The 16,946-nt window shown below is 53.0% G+C and carries 17 protein-coding genes; 12 read left to right on the top strand and 5 right to left on the bottom strand.

What is annotated here, in order from left to right:
* Positions 1-99: 99 nt before the first annotated feature.
* Positions 100-486 (bottom strand): hypothetical protein, encoded by a 387-nt coding sequence (locus tag EDB95_RS25930; protein WP_133999568.1) that lies wholly within the window; start codon positions 484-486, stop codon positions 100-102.
* A 129-nt stretch (positions 487-615) separates the two neighbouring features.
* Here EDB95_RS25930 and EDB95_RS25925 point away from each other — a divergent pair, with 129 nt between their 5' ends.
* From EDB95_RS25925 to araA, 4 genes are all read left to right on the top strand, one after another.
* Entirely contained in the window at positions 616-1,320 is a 705-nt protein-coding gene (locus EDB95_RS25925) for an NUDIX hydrolase (protein ID WP_133999565.1), read from the top strand.
* A 98-nt stretch (positions 1,321-1,418) separates the two neighbouring features.
* Positions 1,419-3,080, top strand: coding sequence for a ribulokinase (locus tag EDB95_RS25920; RefSeq protein ID WP_133999562.1), 1,662 nt, complete (start codon positions 1,419-1,421; stop codon positions 3,078-3,080).
* Between the two features lie 23 nt (positions 3,081-3,103).
* Entirely contained in the window at positions 3,104-3,799 is a 696-nt protein-coding gene (locus EDB95_RS25915) for an L-ribulose-5-phosphate 4-epimerase (RefSeq protein ID WP_133999559.1), read from the top strand.
* A 6-nt stretch (positions 3,800-3,805) separates the two neighbouring features.
* Positions 3,806-5,308, top strand: a complete 1,503-nt coding sequence (araA, locus tag EDB95_RS25910) for an L-arabinose isomerase (protein ID WP_133999556.1) — start codon at positions 3,806-3,808, stop codon at positions 5,306-5,308.
* Positions 5,309-5,321: 13 nt separating this feature from the next.
* Here araA and EDB95_RS25905 read toward each other — a convergent pair whose 3' ends face one another.
* Positions 5,322-5,987 (bottom strand): HAD family hydrolase, encoded by a 666-nt coding sequence (locus EDB95_RS25905; RefSeq protein ID WP_134000373.1) that lies wholly within the window; start codon positions 5,985-5,987, stop codon positions 5,322-5,324.
* A gap of 46 nt (positions 5,988-6,033) precedes the next feature.
* Between EDB95_RS25905 and EDB95_RS25900 the strand changes: the two genes are divergently transcribed.
* Both EDB95_RS25900 and EDB95_RS25895 read left to right on the top strand, forming a co-directional pair.
* Positions 6,034-6,864: a helix-turn-helix domain-containing protein gene (locus tag EDB95_RS25900; RefSeq protein WP_133999553.1), complete on the top strand. Its 831-nt coding sequence runs from the start codon at positions 6,034-6,036 to the stop codon at positions 6,862-6,864.
* A 54-nt stretch (positions 6,865-6,918) separates the two neighbouring features.
* On the top strand, positions 6,919-7,368 hold the full coding sequence (locus tag EDB95_RS25895) for an SRPBCC family protein (RefSeq protein ID WP_133999550.1): 450 nt from the start codon (positions 6,919-6,921) through the stop codon (positions 7,366-7,368).
* Between the two features lie 5 nt (positions 7,369-7,373).
* Here the strand turns inward: EDB95_RS25895 and EDB95_RS25890 are convergent, their stop codons facing one another.
* On the bottom strand, positions 7,374-9,914 hold the full coding sequence (locus EDB95_RS25890; protein ID WP_133999547.1) for a hypothetical protein: 2,541 nt from the start codon (positions 9,912-9,914) through the stop codon (positions 7,374-7,376).
* A gap of 153 nt (positions 9,915-10,067) precedes the next feature.
* On the opposite strand from EDB95_RS25890, the gene EDB95_RS25885 reads away from it, so the two are divergent.
* Positions 10,068-10,283, top strand: a complete 216-nt coding sequence (locus EDB95_RS25885) for a DUF1801 domain-containing protein (protein WP_133999544.1) — start codon at positions 10,068-10,070, stop codon at positions 10,281-10,283.
* An 80-nt stretch (positions 10,284-10,363) separates the two neighbouring features.
* On the opposite strand, the gene EDB95_RS25880 is transcribed toward EDB95_RS25885, so the two are convergent.
* Complete coding sequence (locus EDB95_RS25880; protein ID WP_162852798.1) at positions 10,364-11,344, bottom strand: TolB family protein; 981 nt, start codon at positions 11,342-11,344, stop codon at positions 10,364-10,366.
* 87 nt (positions 11,345-11,431) lie between these two features.
* On the bottom strand, positions 11,432-12,853 hold the full coding sequence (locus EDB95_RS25875; RefSeq protein ID WP_162852797.1) for a carboxylesterase/lipase family protein: 1,422 nt from the start codon (positions 12,851-12,853) through the stop codon (positions 11,432-11,434).
* 60 nt (positions 12,854-12,913) lie between these two features.
* Between EDB95_RS25875 and EDB95_RS25870 the strand changes: the two genes are divergently transcribed.
* The 5 genes from EDB95_RS25870 to EDB95_RS25850 all read left to right on the top strand — a co-directional run bounded on the left by EDB95_RS25870 (position 12,914) and on the right by EDB95_RS25850 (position 16,938).
* Entirely contained in the window at positions 12,914-13,729 is an 816-nt protein-coding gene (locus EDB95_RS25870) for a helix-turn-helix domain-containing protein (RefSeq protein WP_133999536.1), read from the top strand.
* A gap of 20 nt (positions 13,730-13,749) precedes the next feature.
* The gene (locus EDB95_RS25865) at positions 13,750-14,643 is read left to right on the top strand and encodes a VOC family protein (protein WP_246073787.1); all 894 of its coding nucleotides are present in this window, start codon (positions 13,750-13,752) and stop codon (positions 14,641-14,643) included.
* On the top strand, positions 14,640-15,209 hold the full coding sequence (locus tag EDB95_RS25860) for a dihydrofolate reductase family protein (RefSeq protein ID WP_133999533.1): 570 nt from the start codon (positions 14,640-14,642) through the stop codon (positions 15,207-15,209). The genes EDB95_RS25865 and EDB95_RS25860 overlap by 4 nt, the downstream gene beginning before the upstream one ends.
* Before the next feature lie 9 nt (positions 15,210-15,218).
* Positions 15,219-15,905, top strand: a complete 687-nt coding sequence (locus tag EDB95_RS25855) for a DUF1826 domain-containing protein (RefSeq protein ID WP_133999530.1) — start codon at positions 15,219-15,221, stop codon at positions 15,903-15,905.
* An 82-nt stretch (positions 15,906-15,987) separates the two neighbouring features.
* Positions 15,988-16,938, top strand: coding sequence for a prenyltransferase/squalene oxidase repeat-containing protein (locus EDB95_RS25850; RefSeq protein ID WP_133999527.1), 951 nt, complete (start codon positions 15,988-15,990; stop codon positions 16,936-16,938).
* The last annotated feature ends 8 nt before the right edge of the window (positions 16,939-16,946 follow it).

Below are 16,946 nucleotides of genomic sequence, written 5' to 3'. Positions count from 1 at the left end.
AAAACAGGCTGCCCACCCCAGGACGTCATTCTTTGGAGGAATGTCCGTCCGGGATGGGCAGCCGTTATCTAAGAAGGGTTAAAGGGAAAACAACGTTTGTTAGCGGTTCCCGCCTCCGCCACCCTGCTGGCGTTGACGCATCCGGCCCATCATTCTTTGTTGCATCGCGTCCAGTTTGGCGATCTGGTCAGCGGTCAAAAACTTCGCGTAGCGTGCATCGGCCTGTTGGTTCAGCGCCTTCATTTTGGCCATTTTGTCGTCCTGACTCAGGCTTTGGTCCTGGAAGATGTCCCGCATCTGGGGGCGCATTTCCTGGCGGATCGCCATCACGGAATCGATCTGGGTGTCGCTCAGCTGAACGGAGTCCTTCAGCATTTGACGATACTGCGCCATGCGGTCCCCGCCGCCGCCGCCGTTTTGGGCGCTAGCGGTTAAAGCACAGACAGATAGTATAAGAACGGATAGTGCTGCAATTATTTTTTTCATAACTTCCTTTTTTAGAACCGGTAACCAAAAATATTCCATTAAACGTCGCCTGAACCCCTGTACAGGCCGTATTCGGTAAACCTTTGGATATTATCGGTAAATGAGGATGGGAAAAACTATTTTTACGCTATGACCAGATATACCAAACAAGCGAGATTGTTATTGGCAGTGGATTGTATCATATTTGGCTTTGACGGCAAAGAACTGAAATTATTGCTCATCAAGCGGGGAATGGAGCCTGAAAAAGGAAAATGGAGCTTGATGGGCGGTTTCGTACAGCACGAAGAAGACTCCGAATCCGCGGCAGCGCGCATTTTGAAGCAACTAACCGGTTTGGAAGGGGTGTACCTGGAACAGCTCCATTTATTCAGCGACCCCGACCGGGACCCCGCGGAGCGGACGGTATCCGCGGCCTATTTCGCCCTGATCAACATTCATGATTATGAGAACCAACTGAACGAGGACTACCGGGCGGAATGGTTCCCCATCCATGAAATACCCCGTCTTATTTTCGACCACTCCGAAATGGTCCAGATGGCCAAGGCAAAACTCCAATACAAGGCTGCCTTCCACCCTATCCTCTTCGAGCTCCTGCCCGGTAAATTTACCATCCCCGAGCTACAGACCTTGTACGAGGCCATTTACGACACCACCCTGGACAAGCGCAATTTCAGCCGGAAAGTTCTCTCTACAGGATTGTTAATCAAGCAGAAAGACAAGGACAAGGAGAATTCGAAAAAGGGCGCCTTTTATTTCAAGCTGGATAAAAAGAGGTACACGGCGAAGTTCCACGCGTTTCTGAATTTTATTCCGAACCCGGATAACCTGAAGTAGCCGGCGGTGGCGAGCGGGCCGCACCGGAGCCGGCGGCCGCCTGTAAAAAAAACTTGCGCAGTTGGAATAATACGTGTTATTTTGACAATTATTGCCCCATGGGAAAGGAAAACTACGTCATTGGAATGGATTTCGGCACGGATTCGGTCCGGTCCATCATCGTCAACGCCGCCAACGGTAAAGAGCTCGCCGCTTCTGTCTTTTACTACCCTCGCTGGAAGGCGGGGCGTTTTTGCGACCCCTCCGAAAGCCGTTACCGGCAGCATCCGCTGGATTATATCGAAGGCATCGAGTATACGGTCAAGGATTGTCTGAACCTGGCCGGCCCCGAGGTAGCCGCCGCCGTCAGGTCCATTTCGGTGGATACCACCGGATCGACGCCCATCGCGGTGGACAAGACCGGTACCCCGCTCGGGTTGCTGCCTGGTTTTGAAGAAAATCCGAACGCGTTGTTTGTGCTTTGGAAGGACCATACCTCCACGCGGGAAGCGGCGGAAATCAACGCCCATGCCACCCGCTACCCGGTCAACTACCTGCAATACGTGGGCGGTATTTATTCCTCCGAATGGTTTTGGGCAAAGCTCCTCCACATCCTTCGGGTGGACGAATCCATCCGTACGGCCTGTTACTCCTGGGTGGAGCACTGCGACTGGGTGCCCTTTTTGCTGACCGGTGGCACCGACGTCCACCGGATGAAGCGGGGCGTTTGCTCGGCGGGGCACAAGGCGCTTTGGGCCGCGGAATTCGGTGGTTTGCCGCCCGACAGCTTCTTTACGGAACTCGATCCTTTGCTGGGCGGTTATACGACCCGGTTGTTCAAAGATACGTATACGGCAGACCAGGCGGCCGGAACCATTAGTGCTGCCTGGGCTAAGCGCCTGGGGCTGCCCGCAGATGTCCTGGTGGGGGTCGGTGCATTCGACGCCCACATGGGCGCGGTGGGTGGCCAGATCGAACCTTATTACCTGAGCAAGGTGATGGGGACCTCTACCTGCGACATGCTCGTCGCCCCCAAGGCCGACCTGGAAGGGACGCTGGTCAAAGGAATCTGCGGACAGGTCGACGGGTCGGTCATCCCCGGGATGATCGGGCTCGAAGCCGGGCAGTCCGCTTTCGGGGACGTCTACGCCTGGTGGAGGGACGTCCTTATGTGGCCGCTCCGCTACGTGTTGCCCAAAACCAACCTGATCGCCGGTGGAGAGATCAATGCCCTTCAGGAGGAAGTCAGCGCCCGGCTTATTGCCGCCCTGACCGATGCCGCCGCCGCGCTGCCCTTGTCCGAAAACGATCCCCTGGCCCTCGATTGGCTCAACGGCAGAAGGACACCGGACGCCAACCAGGAAGTCAAGGCCGCCCTGGTTGGGCTCGACCTGTCCAGCGACGCTCCCCGGTTGTTCAAGGCCTGGGTGGAAGCCACCTGTTTCGGCGCCAAAGCGATCGTAGACCGTTTCCGGGAAGAAGGCGTACCCGTCAGGGGCCTGATCGGCCTTGGCGGGGTCGCACGGAAGTCCCCCTATATCATGCAGGTCATGGCGGACGTGATGGATATGCCTATCCGTATCCATCGCTCGGAACAAACCTGTGCCCTTGGTGCCGCCATGTTCGCCGCCACGGTCGCGGGTATTTATCCAAAGGTGGAAGACGCCATGGCGGCCATGGGCCCCGGATTCGATAAAGAATTTAAGCCGGATGCCCGGCGCGTGCCCGTGTATGCAAAACGCTACCGGCGCTACCAGTCGCTGGGCGCGACCACACTTTAAAAGGAGCCCGACAAACGACGACTATGTCCTATCAAACGATACGAGAAGCGGCCTACGAGGCCAATATGCAACTGCCTCGCCTGGGGTTGGTGCTCTTCACTTTCGGCAACGTCAGCGCGGCCGACCGGGACGCCGGCGTTTTTGCCATCAAACCCAGCGGGGTTCCTTACGAGCTGCTGTCCCCCTCCAAAATGGTGATCGTCGACTTCGACGGGCATACCGTCGAGGGAGACCTGCGGCCCTCCTCCGATACGCTGACCCACGCCGTGTTGTATAAACACTGGCCGAAGATCGGGGCCATCGTTCATACCCACTCCACTTACGCGACCGCGTGGGCGCAGTCTCAGCGGGACATTCCCATTTATGGGACCACCCACGCCGATCACAACACCGTCAATATCCCTTGCGCGCCGCCCATGGACGACCGCATGATCCAGGGGGATTACGAATACCAGACCGGGTTCCAGATCATGCAATGCCTGGAGCAAAAAGGGCTCAGCTACGAGGAAGTGGAAATGATCCTCGTCGGTAACCACGCCCCTTTTACCTGGGGCAAAAACGCCGACAAGGCCGTCTACAACAGCGCCGTGCTTGAAAGCATCGCCCAGATGGCTTACCTCACCGAACAGATCCGTAAGGACGTCCCCGTTCTGAAGGACTCGCTCATCAAAAAACATTTTGAAAGAAAGCACGGCCCGGGCTCATACTACGGGCAATGATAAACCATGAAAGATCTAAAAACGCTTGAAGCCTGGTTCGTCACCGGTAGCCAGCACCTTTACGGAGAAGAAACCCTGCGCCAGGTGGCGGAACACAGCCGCATCATTGCCGGCGCGCTGAACGATGCCCCCCAGATCCCTGTAAGGATCGTGTTCAAACCCGTCGTCAAGACACCCGAAGAAATCTACCACCTCCTCCAGGAAGCCAATACCCAGGCAAACTGCGTAGGCATCATCGCCTGGATGCATACTTTCTCCCCGGCCAAAATGTGGATCGGCGGCCTGAAGGTCCTCCAAAAGCCCCTGCTCCACCTCCATACCCAGTTTAACCGGGACATCCCCTGGGGCGAGATCGACATGGACTTTATGAACCTCAACCAAAGCGCCCACGGCGACCGCGAATTCGGGTTCATCATGAGCCGGATGCGCCTCAACCGCAAGGTGGTGACCGGCCACTGGCAGGATCCCCAGGTCCACGAAAGGCTCGACGCCTGGCTCCGCGCCGCCTGCGGCTGGCACGACTGGCAGGGCGCGCGTTTCGTCCGTTTTGGCGACAACATGCGCCAGGTAGCCGTCACCGAAGGCGACAAGGTGGAAGCCGAATTGAAGTTTGGATATTCCGTCAATACCCACGGCGTCGGCGACCTCGTAGCAGAGGTCAACGCCGTCAAGGAATCCCTGGTGGACGACCTTTGCGCCGAATACGACAAGGTCTATACCCTCGCCCCCGCGCTGAAAAAGGGCGGCGCCCAGCACGCCTCGCTGCGGGATGCGGCACGTATTGAAGCCGGTCTGAGGGCTTTCCTTGAAAAAGGGAAGTTCAAGGGTTTTACCGATACCTTTGAAGACCTCCACGGTCTCGTACAACTGCCTGGTATCGCCAGCCAGCGCCTGATGGCCGAAGGATATGGTTTCGGGGGCGAAGGCGACTGGAAAACGGCCGCCCTTGTCCGGGCGATGAAGGTCATGGCCAGCGGTCTGAAAGGGGGCAACTCCTTTATGGAGGACTATACCTATCATTTCGACCCCAACAACGCCATGGTCCTGGGGTCACATATGCTGGAGATCTGTCCTTCGATCGCGGACAACAAGCCCTCCTGTGAGATCCACCCCCTCGGCATCGGCGGCAAGGCCGATCCCGTTCGCCTGGTGTTTAATTCCGCCGCGGGTCCTGCCCTGAATGCCTCGATCATCGACATGGGCAACCGCTTCCGCCTCCTGGTCAATGAAGTGGTGGCCGTCAACCCCATTCATAGCCTGCCCAAACTGCCCGTGGCACGCGTGCTTTGGAAGCCCTACCCCGACATGGCCACGGCCTGCTCTGCCTGGATCCTGGCCGGTGGCGCGCACCATACCTGTTACAGCCAAAACCTCACGGCCGAGCACCTCGAAGACTTCTCCGAAATGGCGGGGATCGAGCTGGTGCTGATTGGAAAAGACACGAAGCTACACTCGTTCAAGAACGAGCTTCGCTGGAGCGAAGTATATTATAAAGTGGGCCAGCTATAAGCTGGCCCTTTTTTTATAAAAGACAGGTCAGGTTTTCGGGACTGATTTCCGTATAATCATGGATCATACGGACGACATTCGGATACCCGACGAACTCGGATTCACCGTGTAGGGAGGATAGGATCACCACCGCTTTCATCCCCGCATTCAAAGCCGCTTCCACGCCCTTGGGTGCGTCCTCGAAAACAAGACAGCGTTCCGGCGGAACTTGTAGGGCCCGGGCGCAAGCCAGGTAGACCTCCGGGTCCGGCTTGCTGACCGCCACGTCGTTGGCGGTAACGAGGGCGCCGAAATAGGAACGGATCGCCAAATTATCCAGTACAAAATCCAGGTTGAAGGGAATGGCCGCGGTGCCGATCCCCAGGGCGATCCCCAGTTGCTTCGCTTCGTCCAGAAAGTGTTGCAAGCCCGCGATCAGGCGAAGATGGGGGCGGAAGGCCTGCTGGTATCTTTTTTCCTTTTCCATAGACCAGTGTTCGATCTCCTCCGCCGTAAAGCGGTCGGGGCCGAATACCCGGTGGAAAAGTTCTTCATTTTTGCCATACATCTGGCCGCGGATGTAGGCGTCTTCCAGGCCCGCGTGGAGATCTTCGTTCAGGATACCGGTCCAGGCCTTTACGTGGTACTCCATGTCATCGATCATGGTACCGTTCAAGTCGAAAAGAAATGCGGTAGTCATCATTTGCCGTGCAAATATCGCCAAATTTCCATTACATTAGAAAGACATGACGGCGTTCCGATTCATACCGGTCACACCCCATCCGCTTTTAAGCCCCTACATTGCGAAAATGTATGTGTTTGAAAGCAGCGGCCGTCTTCCTGCCCTGGATAAAAAACTGATCGTTCCAAACGCCAACTTCAAATTAACGCTCACCTACCGCAACGGGATCGTGGCCAATATAGAGGGAAAGCCCTTTATCCAGGGTGAACATGAACTAAGTCTGACCGGCCTGATCGATACACCCGTGATGCTTGACCCGCAAGAGGATAAACAGACGGGCACGATCATCATCGAATTCAACCCGCTCGGTGCCTATCGTTTATTCCATCTGTCGTACATCGAGGTCAAAAATCAAATTGTTTCGATGGGCGACCTGATCAGCAACAGCGCAAAAGAACTGCAGTCAAAACTTGCAGACGCAAGCGTGTTGAACCTGAAATTGGCCGTTCTTCAGGATTTTTTGATCAAGCGGTTGGAAAAAGCCGCCCCGGACTCCATCTACGATTATTGTATCCAACGCATTTCCGATTCCAAAGGGCTGATGACCGTGGCAGCGCTTGAAAAAGATACCGGCTATAGCGCACGATGGCTCAATAAAAAATTTTCGGAGCATTTGGGAACAGGGCCCAAAAACCTGTCCGAAATCGTCCGGTTCAAACAGTTTTACGAGGCGTATGCCGCCGGTCTCCCATGGCAACGCTTAAAAGACCATATCTACCAATACTACTACGACCAATCCCATTTCCTCCGCGCCTTTAAAAGGTTTACAGGCTTCACCCCCACCGACCTTCAATACGGCCTGAACGAACTGGCCACCAAACATTACAGGAGCTGAGTTCCGATTCGTACAATACACAAGGCAATCAGCGCTCTATTTTTGTTTAAAAAAATGAGCAACAACAATTTCAAAAGCAGTATCTCGGCAGAAGTCACTGCTGTAGAGGCGATCGGGAAGATCAGCAACATCCCGGAATGGTGGGGCGTCACCGTTACCGGGCACACCGAAAAACAAAACGATACGTTTGTCGTCAAGATGACCGCGGACTCCTTTTTCAACTTTACCGTAGCCGAATTAATCCCCGGCTCAAGACTGGTTTGGCTGGTCACCGATTGCTATATGCCCTGGTATTCGGACAAAACCGAATGGACAAACACCCGGCTGATTTTTGACCTCCATGAACAAAACGGCGTAACCGCACTGACCTTCACCCACGAGGGCCTTACGCCCGACGTGGAATGCTACAAGGACTGTGAACCGGGCTGGACACACTGGATCCAAACCAGCCTATTTTCCTACCTGACGAACGGGAAAGGCGTTTTCAGGGAGCCCACCAAGTGAGCGGCTCAAAATATTCTATGCGCCCATACGATGGTATTGGCCCCGTTATTCGATAACATGGCATTGACCTCATACACCGCGTGGGTCGATGGATTCATGACGTTGAGCTTCCACTGCTCGTTGCTTTGGTTATACACCGAGGCATCAATGATGCTCAGGCTGGTACTGAGGGTATACGCGTCACCCGTGGCGCTCGCGGAACCGGAGGCGCCGTACAGTACCGACCGGGTCCAATTGACGGTGGCGCTACCCGATATGGCGGATAGGGCTGCGGTTTCCGCAGTCGACGTACCGTAGGAAAAGGTTACATTGACATTGGCTGCGGGCAGACTCAGCATGACCGAGGTCCCCGATGTGCTGACATTCCCCCATACGGTGTCCGGGCTGGTGGCAGCCACCTTCCGGATACTGCTGTCCGACCGGTGCCACACAAGGATGGAGTCGGTTGTAGTGCCCGGCAGGTAAGGTCCCGTCTTGAGGATGGTCGCGTATGTCGATTTATTGGTGGTGTTGATGATCAGCTGGCTGCTGCTGTCGTGTGCCAGGAAGGTATAGTTGCCCCCGTGCGTCTGATCGAAAACCGTGGCCGAATCCACGCCAAACGTGGAAAAGTTCCACTGCCCCGTCGTATCCACCCAATTTCTCACCCCAAACGCATGCGCCCGAGGCTGAAGGGATATACTATCGACGTTTGTAAACGCCATGAACCCCGCTTCTCTTTGGGTCGTCGCATTGGAAGGTTTTGCGTAGGAAATGACGGATGATCCGACATCGGAAAGCCCCTGAAAGGTTTGCCCGCCCAGGAAAACACCCGCATGGCCATAAATATTGCCGTTTTCGCCTATAGACAAGTCATAGGGATAGTTGTGGAGGTTGGGCGAAGTAATGACAACGCTGTGGCCGCCGGATGACCCTTCTGATGTAATGTAGGGCGAGTTCAGGTTCTGACAGTTCCATACAATACCCTGGCCCCAGGGGCCGGTCGTACCCAGGGAAAAGTTGCCGCCAAAACCCAGGAACCCCCCAAGGGATATTCCCGTATTGACCATCATAGGAATGTTCGTCATGGGCCCTCCCACTGTGCTGATGTCAATCGCTTCCGGTTGCGGCGTGTTGTTTTCGATGGAATAATACGTCATGTGACCCGGGAGGTAACTTTGATAGGCAAAGGTCGTATCCAGGTTGTACAGGGGATTCGAGCCCGTATAATTTGTCGCACATCCGATAAGGCCGTAGCTGGCATGCCTGCTCCCCCAATCGATCGACCACCCATTCCCCACCCCTGTTCCGGCAATAACGAACTTTCCGCCAAAGTACGCGCCGGCATCAAAGACCCCGTATACGCCATTCAACATGACGGTATCCCCATACCCTTCCTCTACATAAGGATTCAGGTAGACATTCGACGACCCCTCGTCGTCAATGGCATACTGACGGTTCAGGGTGGAATTGGTATTGATGATGACGTGATGATTGCCGGCCAGGTAGAAGCCGCTCAGGTGATTGGCCGTAGACTGACACTGGTTGATGTTGCAGTTGTTGTTATCGGCGCCATCCGATATTTCCACGCCATGCCGGCCATTGCCGGTCGAATACACCAACGTAAGGTTGCCATTATCGGCAACGGTATTCACGCCGTTAAAAAAACTGGTCACGTGAAGACCGCTGCCGCTGAAATTGTTGATGATCAACCTTTGTACGTCATAAAACCCACGGGAAATGACCAACCCGTCGTTGGGCTGGACGCCCCAGGCGGCAATATTGTAGAGGCTCATATCATGGATAAGCGTCATACCGTTGATATCCCCCGCCAGCGCATAGGCCAGGGCCGTTACCGTATCCGTGGTGATTAACGCCGTGCCGCCATTGGCATTGGCGCCGCCTTGCGCATGTACGCCCCCAATACTCGTGCCCTGGTACAAATAGATCGTACTGTCTATATAATAGTTGCCGCTCGGGATTTGGATGATATGGTTGGCGTTTACACAACGCTGGAGCGCGATGGCATTGGCGTGGGCGCCCGTCGTATCCCCCGGAATATTGGGCGTCAACCCATACCACCACGGGTTCGATGACTGTTTGTCCCCCAGGTTGCGGATCCAGAAACCGGAACCGATACCCGTGGCCGGGAACACCTGGCCACTATCCGGCATACCGGCCGGAAACCAATTGAAGACGCCCCCTCTCAATGTATCAGAGACAATCACCGTATGGACGTTGGCATACCTCGAATAATTTTCGAGCTGCGCAATATTATCCACCGTATCGACCGGCGGCGCCGAACCCGTGGTGGTCAAAGTGTCCGCACCCACCAGATAGGTCGCAGTACTTACCTTTGTAAGGACCTTTTTGAAGACCGTCCTCCCGTTCCCTGTATTGTAGAGAAAGCCCTGTACCGCTTGGGTATGGTTCTTAATGATCAGCTCCGAGGAATCACAGCTTCCCCCTGTGAGCAAGACGCTATCCGCTTTAATGGAGTACACATACTGGGCGTGGGCGGGCAAAATCAAGGCAATGCCGCAGAGCAACAATAGAAGGTTCTTCATTATTGATATAGGATTTATGATGGATCTTTCAGGGGTGCTCTTGTAGTAAATATTCTGCCGCGTTGTAGGAATCCGCCTTGCTCGTGTTAAATGTCAGGAGTACAGCTATTTTGTGAATACGAATTTTCGTGATCGGCCAAAGGTAAAGAAAATATGAACGCATTAGAAAACTATTACGAACAACAGGAGGAGCCAGCGAGAAGTTGTTTGTTGGCCCTTCGCACCATTATCCTCCAACAGGACCACGAGATATCGGCAACATGGAAGTACGGAATGCCCTTCTTTTGCTATAAAGGAAAAATGTTTTGTTACCTATGGGTGCAGGCCTTTTGCAAAAGGCAATCAATTTGTATAAAACAGGGGTTGTGAAAATAAAGAAGCCTTAGCCTTTTTCGCACTCCTTTTTAAGCCCAGCCGTCTGGGGCTATTGTGTAGTGGGGTCATTTCGGTTAATGTCCTATCAAATGACCGATGGGGACATACCAGATATTGGAATTGCCATTATACCACCGGCTTTGTTCCAGCATCTTCCTGGAATTGTCCCGGTCATTGGGATAAGTAACCGGCGGGGCATAGCCGCTGGAAAAATACAAGGTCCGGAGGTCCGGGCTCAGCCTGGCTTCCACATTGTTCGCCGGCGGCCGGTTGATCGTATCGTTGAGCAGGACGGGTTCTCCCCATTTTCCGGCAACCCGGTAAACAATAAAAAGCTGGTTCTTGACGGCCGGCGGCCGGTTTGAGCTAAAGATGAGAAAGGATTCATCGGGAGCTACCGCGGGATCCACATCCCCAAAATTGCCTGGGGCGCTAAAGGGGACCAGTTCCGGCTTTTCGTATTGTCCATTACGCCATGCCGCCCGGTAAATATGGAACCTGCCGGTATCGCCGAGGGGGCGCATGAAGTAAAGGCTGCCATCGGCGGCGATGGCCGGGGAAAAGATCGATGAACCGCTATTGATCATATCCGGAAGCCGGTAAGGCTCTCCGAACTGACCATTTTTCCTGTCCACCCGCCAGAGGTTTCCACCACTTCTGGGGAAGGCCTGGCTTTGCCAGTATCCATCCAACGGCTTACCCCCCGGTACAGCCGGCCGGTTGGAGGAAAAGATCATATAGGATCCATCCGGGGACATAGCCGGCTCGATATCGGACCATTCCCCGGACCAGGGGGCAATTTCCGGTGTCGACCACCCGCCTTTTTGCAGGTGAGCGACAAGGATAGTCCCCTGGATGGACGGGCCGGCGCAATGGTAGTAAACCGTCTTGCCATCGGGGGTGAAAGCCGGCGCCGCCTCATGCAGGGGCCCGGAAATGATTCCGGGGGCAAAAATTTCAGGACGGCTGGCTTGGGACAGGCCGGCTATATGGCCGAACAATATTTGGACACAGATGAGCAACGGCGAAAAACGCAGACAGGCTTTTGTAATCATGGCGCTAAATAAAGGTCCCTTTGTGCCCGAAGAAAAACAATTCAACCGTTCACCCGGAATGATCAACAACCGTGTGGAGAAATACATTCACCTTGGATAAGGCTGAAAGAATCCAAAAGCGCGCATGGCCGGAAGGTCGATTGACTCCACGGTATCCCCCAACCGAATGACCTGGGTTTTTGAGGCGGAAAACGCGGGCCAGGGCGGAAGCCCTTTCTTGTTGGGATCCCCAGTAGAGGCAAAGTTGACCCAATAATCACTCATGAGGTTGCTGAGCGTGGTGTCCCAGGGCGTCCAGGGTCTGTTCTGGTACGCCAGCGTATGTAGCGCATAACAAACCTCCGCGGAATGGAAGGCGCCCAGCTTGGGTTCGCCGGGGGGAACCCGGTCGAAATAGTACATATAAGCCCTGGCCCCTTCCTCTTTTGCCCAGGTATAATGCTCCCAGCCAAAATGCAGGTCTCTACCAAGGGCTTGTTGAGACTGCTGCACACGTTCCACGGGATACAGGGTGAGGAAGTCGGCTGCCCGCGGTCCATAATTTCTTTGTGCAAAAGAGATAAATTGCGGCGCGCTCATTGTGTCCTCTATGAAATTATCCCCCTCGTTATAGCCTGTCATCAAATCAACTTTGTTGATGGTGCCTTTTTTGAAAAGCTCGTCAATGTGATCGGGTAAAAGATAGCCGTCCACGACGGGCAAACGCCTGTAATCACCTTTGAGCAAAGCCTCCGGGGATAAAGCGCGCATGGCTTCCAGGGTAAGGGCATTTTTTCCGCGCATGGTACGTACGCCATCTTCTTCCGCTTCCCGCAGCGACCTATTCCGTCCCGGTTTGAAAAAGGCCCCGCTTTCGGCGATGGCGCGCCGGAAAAGGCCCCGGGCGAGGGGCGACGCGATCAGGGTGTTTACACTACAGGAACCGGCGGACTCACCAGCGATCGTGACGTTTTCCGGATCGCCGCCAAAAGCAGTAATATTCCGTTTAACCCACTGAAGCGCGGCGATCTGGTCCAGTATCCCATAATTGCCCGAGCTATGATTCGGGGATTCCGAGGACAAGGCCGGATGAGCCAGAAAGCCCAATACGCCCACCCGATAATTAAACGTCACGAATACAACGCCCTTCCTGGCCATGGCTTCCCCGTCACACCAACTGCCGGAGCCGGATCCACCGGTAAATCCCCCTCCATAAATCCACACGATCACCGGCTTTTTCGCCGGCGGGTCTACCTTCGTGGTCCAAACATTCAGGTAAAGACAGTCCTCGCTGCATACCCCCCAGCCGTTCTCTTGTACAGGGTTGGGACCAAAGGCTATACAGCGCCGGACCCCTGTCCAGGGTGTAACGGACTGGGGTTCCCTCCACCTCAAGGGCCCTACGGGAGGGGCCGCAAACGGGATGCCCCTGAATATCCGGACAGCCCCGGCACTTGTGCCTGACACAAGACCGGCGTCCGTGGAAACGGTCAATGGTTGTGATTGACAAGCGACCAGTGTGCCCAGCAAAAGGAGAATTTTTACCCGCATCAACAAGTATACTATTATTTCTAAAAAACCGCAAGGCTTATGTTCGTATCTTGGACAACAACAGGAGCCAAAATGAAACATTGGTATCAAAGACCTGGTAAACTGCTGACAGAACTGGTGAGAACGGTTCTGATTATTGAAGGTTTCTCCGAACCGGATTCCGATAGCCTGCCCATTTTCACCAATGGAATACCGATACTTTTTTGTAAAACCGAGAAAACTCCGTCCGGCTATGAACATGTTGCACAATTGACGCTGCATGGAAATTTCATTGATCCCGGCCATTGGACAACCAATAACCATTCGACGATTATCGCGTACTTTTTTAAACCATTTGTACTTGCAGGTTTATTCAATATGCCCGCAAAAAAACTGTTAGGGACACCTGTTGACCTTTTTAATTGCAGCCCGCATAAATACAACGCACTTAGAACCCAATTGATTTATGCAGATTCAACGTCGCGGAAAGTAGAAGTGCTCGACCATCTAATCGTTCAACAATTGAATGAGAACCAAAAGATTTTGGACATTATTCAATACGCGACCGACCAGATTATGTGCAATTCCGGCACAGAAATTTTATCGGAAATACTTCAGGAATTGAAGCTTAACGAAAGGACATTTCAAAGAATTTTTAAGAAATATGTAGGCGTTACGGCCACTCAATACAGGCGCATCTGCCAATTTGATCTTTCATTCAGACAGCTTCAGTCACAACGATTTGGCAAGATATCAGATGTGGCTTTTTCCAATGGATTTGCCGACCAAAGCCATTTCATCCGTTCTTTTAAAGAATTTACACAGACCACACCGAATGATTATCTGAGAAATGGGTTAACCGACAAAAAGCCATAGTGTCGGTTTTATTCTATTCTATGGCCATTTGCTTTGATACTTTTGACGGTAAAGCGAATAAAATGAAAAAACAAATTACACCCTGCCTTTGGTTTGACAATCAGGCAAAAGAAGCCGCGGCATTGTATTGTTCCGTTTTTAAAAAGTCCAAAATCACCACACAGTCCCCCATCGTGACGGAGATGGACGTGTCGGGACAAAGACTTATCCTTTTGGATGGCGGTCCCATGTATCATCCCAATCCCTCCATTTCGTTTTATTACATCTGTGAAAATGTAGAGGAAATGGAGCACATCTGGGAGGCCTTTAGCAAAGATGGCAGCATCATGATGCCTTTGGATACATATCCATGGAGTGAAAAATATGGATGGGTAACCGACAAGTTCGGCATATCCTGGCAACTGGCGCTAGGAAAATTCAAGGATGTTGGTCAGAAAATAACGCCCTATCTCCTGTTTACCGGCAAGCAATATGGCCGGGTTGATGAAGCCATTGACCTTTATTCCTCTATTTTTGACAACGTTAAAGTGGACAAAATGCTCCGCTATGGCGCTGGTGAATTACCCGACAAAGAAGGAAAAGTAAAACATGCACAAATCGATGTAGACGGACAGAAACTCATGCTGATGGAAAGTGCGGCGAAGCACGATTTTACGTTCACGGAGGGAGTGTCGTTAACTTTATATTGCGAAACGCAGGACGAGATAGATTATTACTGGGAAAAGCTCACTGAAAATGGAGAAGAAAGCATGTGTGGCTGGCTAAAAGATAAGTTCGGTGTATCGTGGCAAATCATTCCAACAATCCTTGGAGAAATTATGAGCAACCCAGCCAAGGCGGGCAAGGCAGCACAGGCGTTTATGTCCATGCGAAAGCTAAACATTGAACAAATTGTACAATCCTCTATGTCATGAGAAAGCTACGCTACGCCATCAACCTTTCCATTGACGGCTGCTTCGGCCTATCCGATTTGGTCCCTCCCGGTGATGAAGTGGGCACATATTTTATGCGCCTTTTGCGGGACGTCGACCTGCTCATCTACGGGCGGAAAACCTATCAAATCATGGTTCCTTACTGGCCCGATATCGCAAAGAACCCTTCTGGTGAAACAGCACAAGATGTCGAATTTGCCCAGGCATTTGATTCCTGCAATAAAATTGTTTTTTCGCGGACGTTAGACAAGGCGGAAGGAAGTAACACCAGAATTGTTCGCACCGACCTCCAGGAGGAAATACTTAAATTAAAACAAGAACAAGGCAAAGATATGTTGGTGGGTGGCGTAGCGCTTCCTGCACAGCTGATTGCGCTGGGCCTGGTCGATGAATTTATTTTTGTTGTGCAACCCATCCTCTCAGGAGGAGGGAGAAGGTTGTTCGAAGACCTTGGCCTGCAGGAGAAAGTAACATTAAAACTTATCGGGTCGACGACTTTTACATCCGGGCATATTGCGCTTCATTACGTGAAAATGCCTTCTCAGTAAAATAAAAATATGAAAAGTGAGCATCAGATTCACTATGTCACAAATTTTCAAGACCTCGCAACTACGCCATTTAGTGGCGTAATGAATGCGATTTGTTGGACTCGTGAACTAATAGGTGATTTTGCCGAGATTGTAAAAAAGGTAGCGCTAACCGGGAATATAACGGTCATTGAACAAGAGGAGCTTTGTGCGCTTCAATTGAGTGAACAAGGGCAACTTGCCCGTAACATTCTTTTACATGACTTGAAGGCCTTGAAAGATCATGGCGCATCACCCATTCTTAATGTGATCAACCACTATGATCAGGATGATACCTACCCATTTTTCCCAACGGATGTTTATTCTTTTCATGTAGATCGCTCCCCCATACCAACCGATACCTTTTTATGCACTTACTATGGTGATTCGAGTGAAATATTGCCAAATGCACAAGGCAAAAAGAAAGTACTTATTCCAGAAATACGGGATGAGCTCAAAAAACTATATCATGGAACAGAGGAAGGTTTTGAGTCGTTTTTAAGTGAACATTTCTTTGATCTACACTATCAGGCTGAGCCTAATGCACGCATAATAAGCTTAGGCCTTGGTCACTTATGGAGGTTGGCGGTTGATCATCCTGAAAGTCAGGTTCCTCCTTGTCTTCACCGTGCGCCAAAGGAAAAATCGGGACAGAATAGGTTGTTGTTGATCTGTTGAACATAAGACAAAGCCCACGGCAACGGTAACCACCAATTTCGGGACAAGAAATTTAAGGAACTTACTGAATTAAACAATTTACATGGTGGTACTAGATTGGCTTCTTGACTCGGATCCCGCCATACGCTGGCAAGTGTTGCACGATCTCGCCCATGCGCCGGTCGAAGTAGCCACAGCGGAACGCTCAAGGGTAGCTACCGAGGGCTGGGGCGCCCGGCTTCTGGCATTGCAGGGCGAAGATGGCCAGTGGGCAGGAGGCGCGTGCTTCCCCGCGCGGAAGTTTCGACCGGCACAACCGGAGCCAGGCCAGCCTTGGACTGCCACGCTGCCGACGCTCCAACTGCTGCGGGATTTCGGGATAGACCCGCACGCTAGCCTGGTACGCCGAGCGGTGGCGCAGGTCAGGGACCATTGTCGTTGGGAGCACGCCGGACAGCCGTTCTTCAGCGGCGAGGTCGAACCATGTATCAATGGTAGATTAATCGCATTGGGCGTTTATTTCAATCAGAATGTCGATGGTGTGGTCTCCCGCCTTCTAGGTGAGCAGCTCGGAGATGGTGGATGGAATTGTGAAGCAGAGAACGGTTCCGTCCGTTCGTCGTTCGCGACGACGATCAACGTCCTGGAAGGATTGTTGGCGCATGAGCGCGCCACCGGCGGCTCCGCGGAATCTGTTGCGGCCCGGCGCCGGGGCGAGGAGTACCTCCTCGAACGAAGACTTTTCCGGCGTAAGAGCACGGGCGAGATCGTCAATCCTGCCTGGCTGCAATGCTCATTTCCTATCCGCTGGCAGTACGACGTGCTACGTGCACTCGAATACTTCCGCTCAGTAGGGAATGCGCCGGACCCGCGCATGGACGAAGCGATCGACTTGCTTCGATCCAAACAGCAGCCCGATGGCACCTGGCTACTGGAGAACACGCATCCCGGCATGGTTCACTTTACACTGGAGGACGTCGATGGTCAGCCCAGCAGATGGAACACGCTGCGGGCGCTGCGTGTCCTACGCTGGTACGAGCAGTCTGCCCGCTGAAGCTGACA

Source organism: Dinghuibacter silviterrae, from assembly GCF_004366355.1.
Lineage (GTDB): Bacteria > Bacteroidota > Bacteroidia > Chitinophagales > Chitinophagaceae > Dinghuibacter > Dinghuibacter silviterrae.
This window is presented reverse-complemented; position numbering and strand designations above follow the sequence as displayed.

What these genes read in the sequence shown, in the direction of transcription:
- EDB95_RS25930 (WP_133999568.1), bottom strand. Translation starts at nt 486, where the DNA reads ATGAAAAAAATAATTGCAGCACTATCCGTTCTTATACTATCTGTCTGT.
- EDB95_RS25925 (WP_133999565.1), top strand. Translation starts at nt 616, where the DNA reads ATGACCAGATATACCAAACAAGCGAGATTGTTATTGGCAGTGGATTGT.
- EDB95_RS25920 (WP_133999562.1), top strand. Translation starts at nt 1,419, where the DNA reads ATGGGAAAGGAAAACTACGTCATTGGAATGGATTTCGGCACGGATTCG.
- EDB95_RS25915 (WP_133999559.1), top strand. Translation starts at nt 3,104, where the DNA reads ATGTCCTATCAAACGATACGAGAAGCGGCCTACGAGGCCAATATGCAA.
- araA (WP_133999556.1), top strand. Translation starts at nt 3,806, where the DNA reads ATGAAAGATCTAAAAACGCTTGAAGCCTGGTTCGTCACCGGTAGCCAG.
- EDB95_RS25905 (WP_134000373.1), bottom strand. Translation starts at nt 5,987, where the DNA reads ATGACTACCGCATTTCTTTTCGACTTGAACGGTACCATGATCGATGAC.
- EDB95_RS25900 (WP_133999553.1), top strand. Translation starts at nt 6,034, where the DNA reads ATGACGGCGTTCCGATTCATACCGGTCACACCCCATCCGCTTTTAAGC.
- EDB95_RS25895 (WP_133999550.1), top strand. Translation starts at nt 6,919, where the DNA reads ATGAGCAACAACAATTTCAAAAGCAGTATCTCGGCAGAAGTCACTGCT.
- EDB95_RS25890 (WP_133999547.1), bottom strand. Translation starts at nt 9,914, where the DNA reads ATGAAGAACCTTCTATTGTTGCTCTGCGGCATTGCCTTGATTTTGCCC.
- EDB95_RS25885 (WP_133999544.1), top strand. Translation starts at nt 10,068, where the DNA reads ATGAACGCATTAGAAAACTATTACGAACAACAGGAGGAGCCAGCGAGA.
- EDB95_RS25880 (WP_162852798.1), bottom strand. Translation starts at nt 11,344, where the DNA reads ATGATTACAAAAGCCTGTCTGCGTTTTTCGCCGTTGCTCATCTGTGTC.
- EDB95_RS25870 (WP_133999536.1), top strand. Translation starts at nt 12,914, where the DNA reads ATGTTCGTATCTTGGACAACAACAGGAGCCAAAATGAAACATTGGTAT.
- EDB95_RS25865 (WP_246073787.1), top strand. Translation starts at nt 13,750, where the DNA reads ATGGCCATTTGCTTTGATACTTTTGACGGTAAAGCGAATAAAATGAAA.
- EDB95_RS25860 (WP_133999533.1), top strand. Translation starts at nt 14,640, where the DNA reads ATGAGAAAGCTACGCTACGCCATCAACCTTTCCATTGACGGCTGCTTC.
- EDB95_RS25855 (WP_133999530.1), top strand. Translation starts at nt 15,219, where the DNA reads ATGAAAAGTGAGCATCAGATTCACTATGTCACAAATTTTCAAGACCTC.
- EDB95_RS25850 (WP_133999527.1), top strand. Translation starts at nt 15,988, where the DNA reads ATGGTGGTACTAGATTGGCTTCTTGACTCGGATCCCGCCATACGCTGG.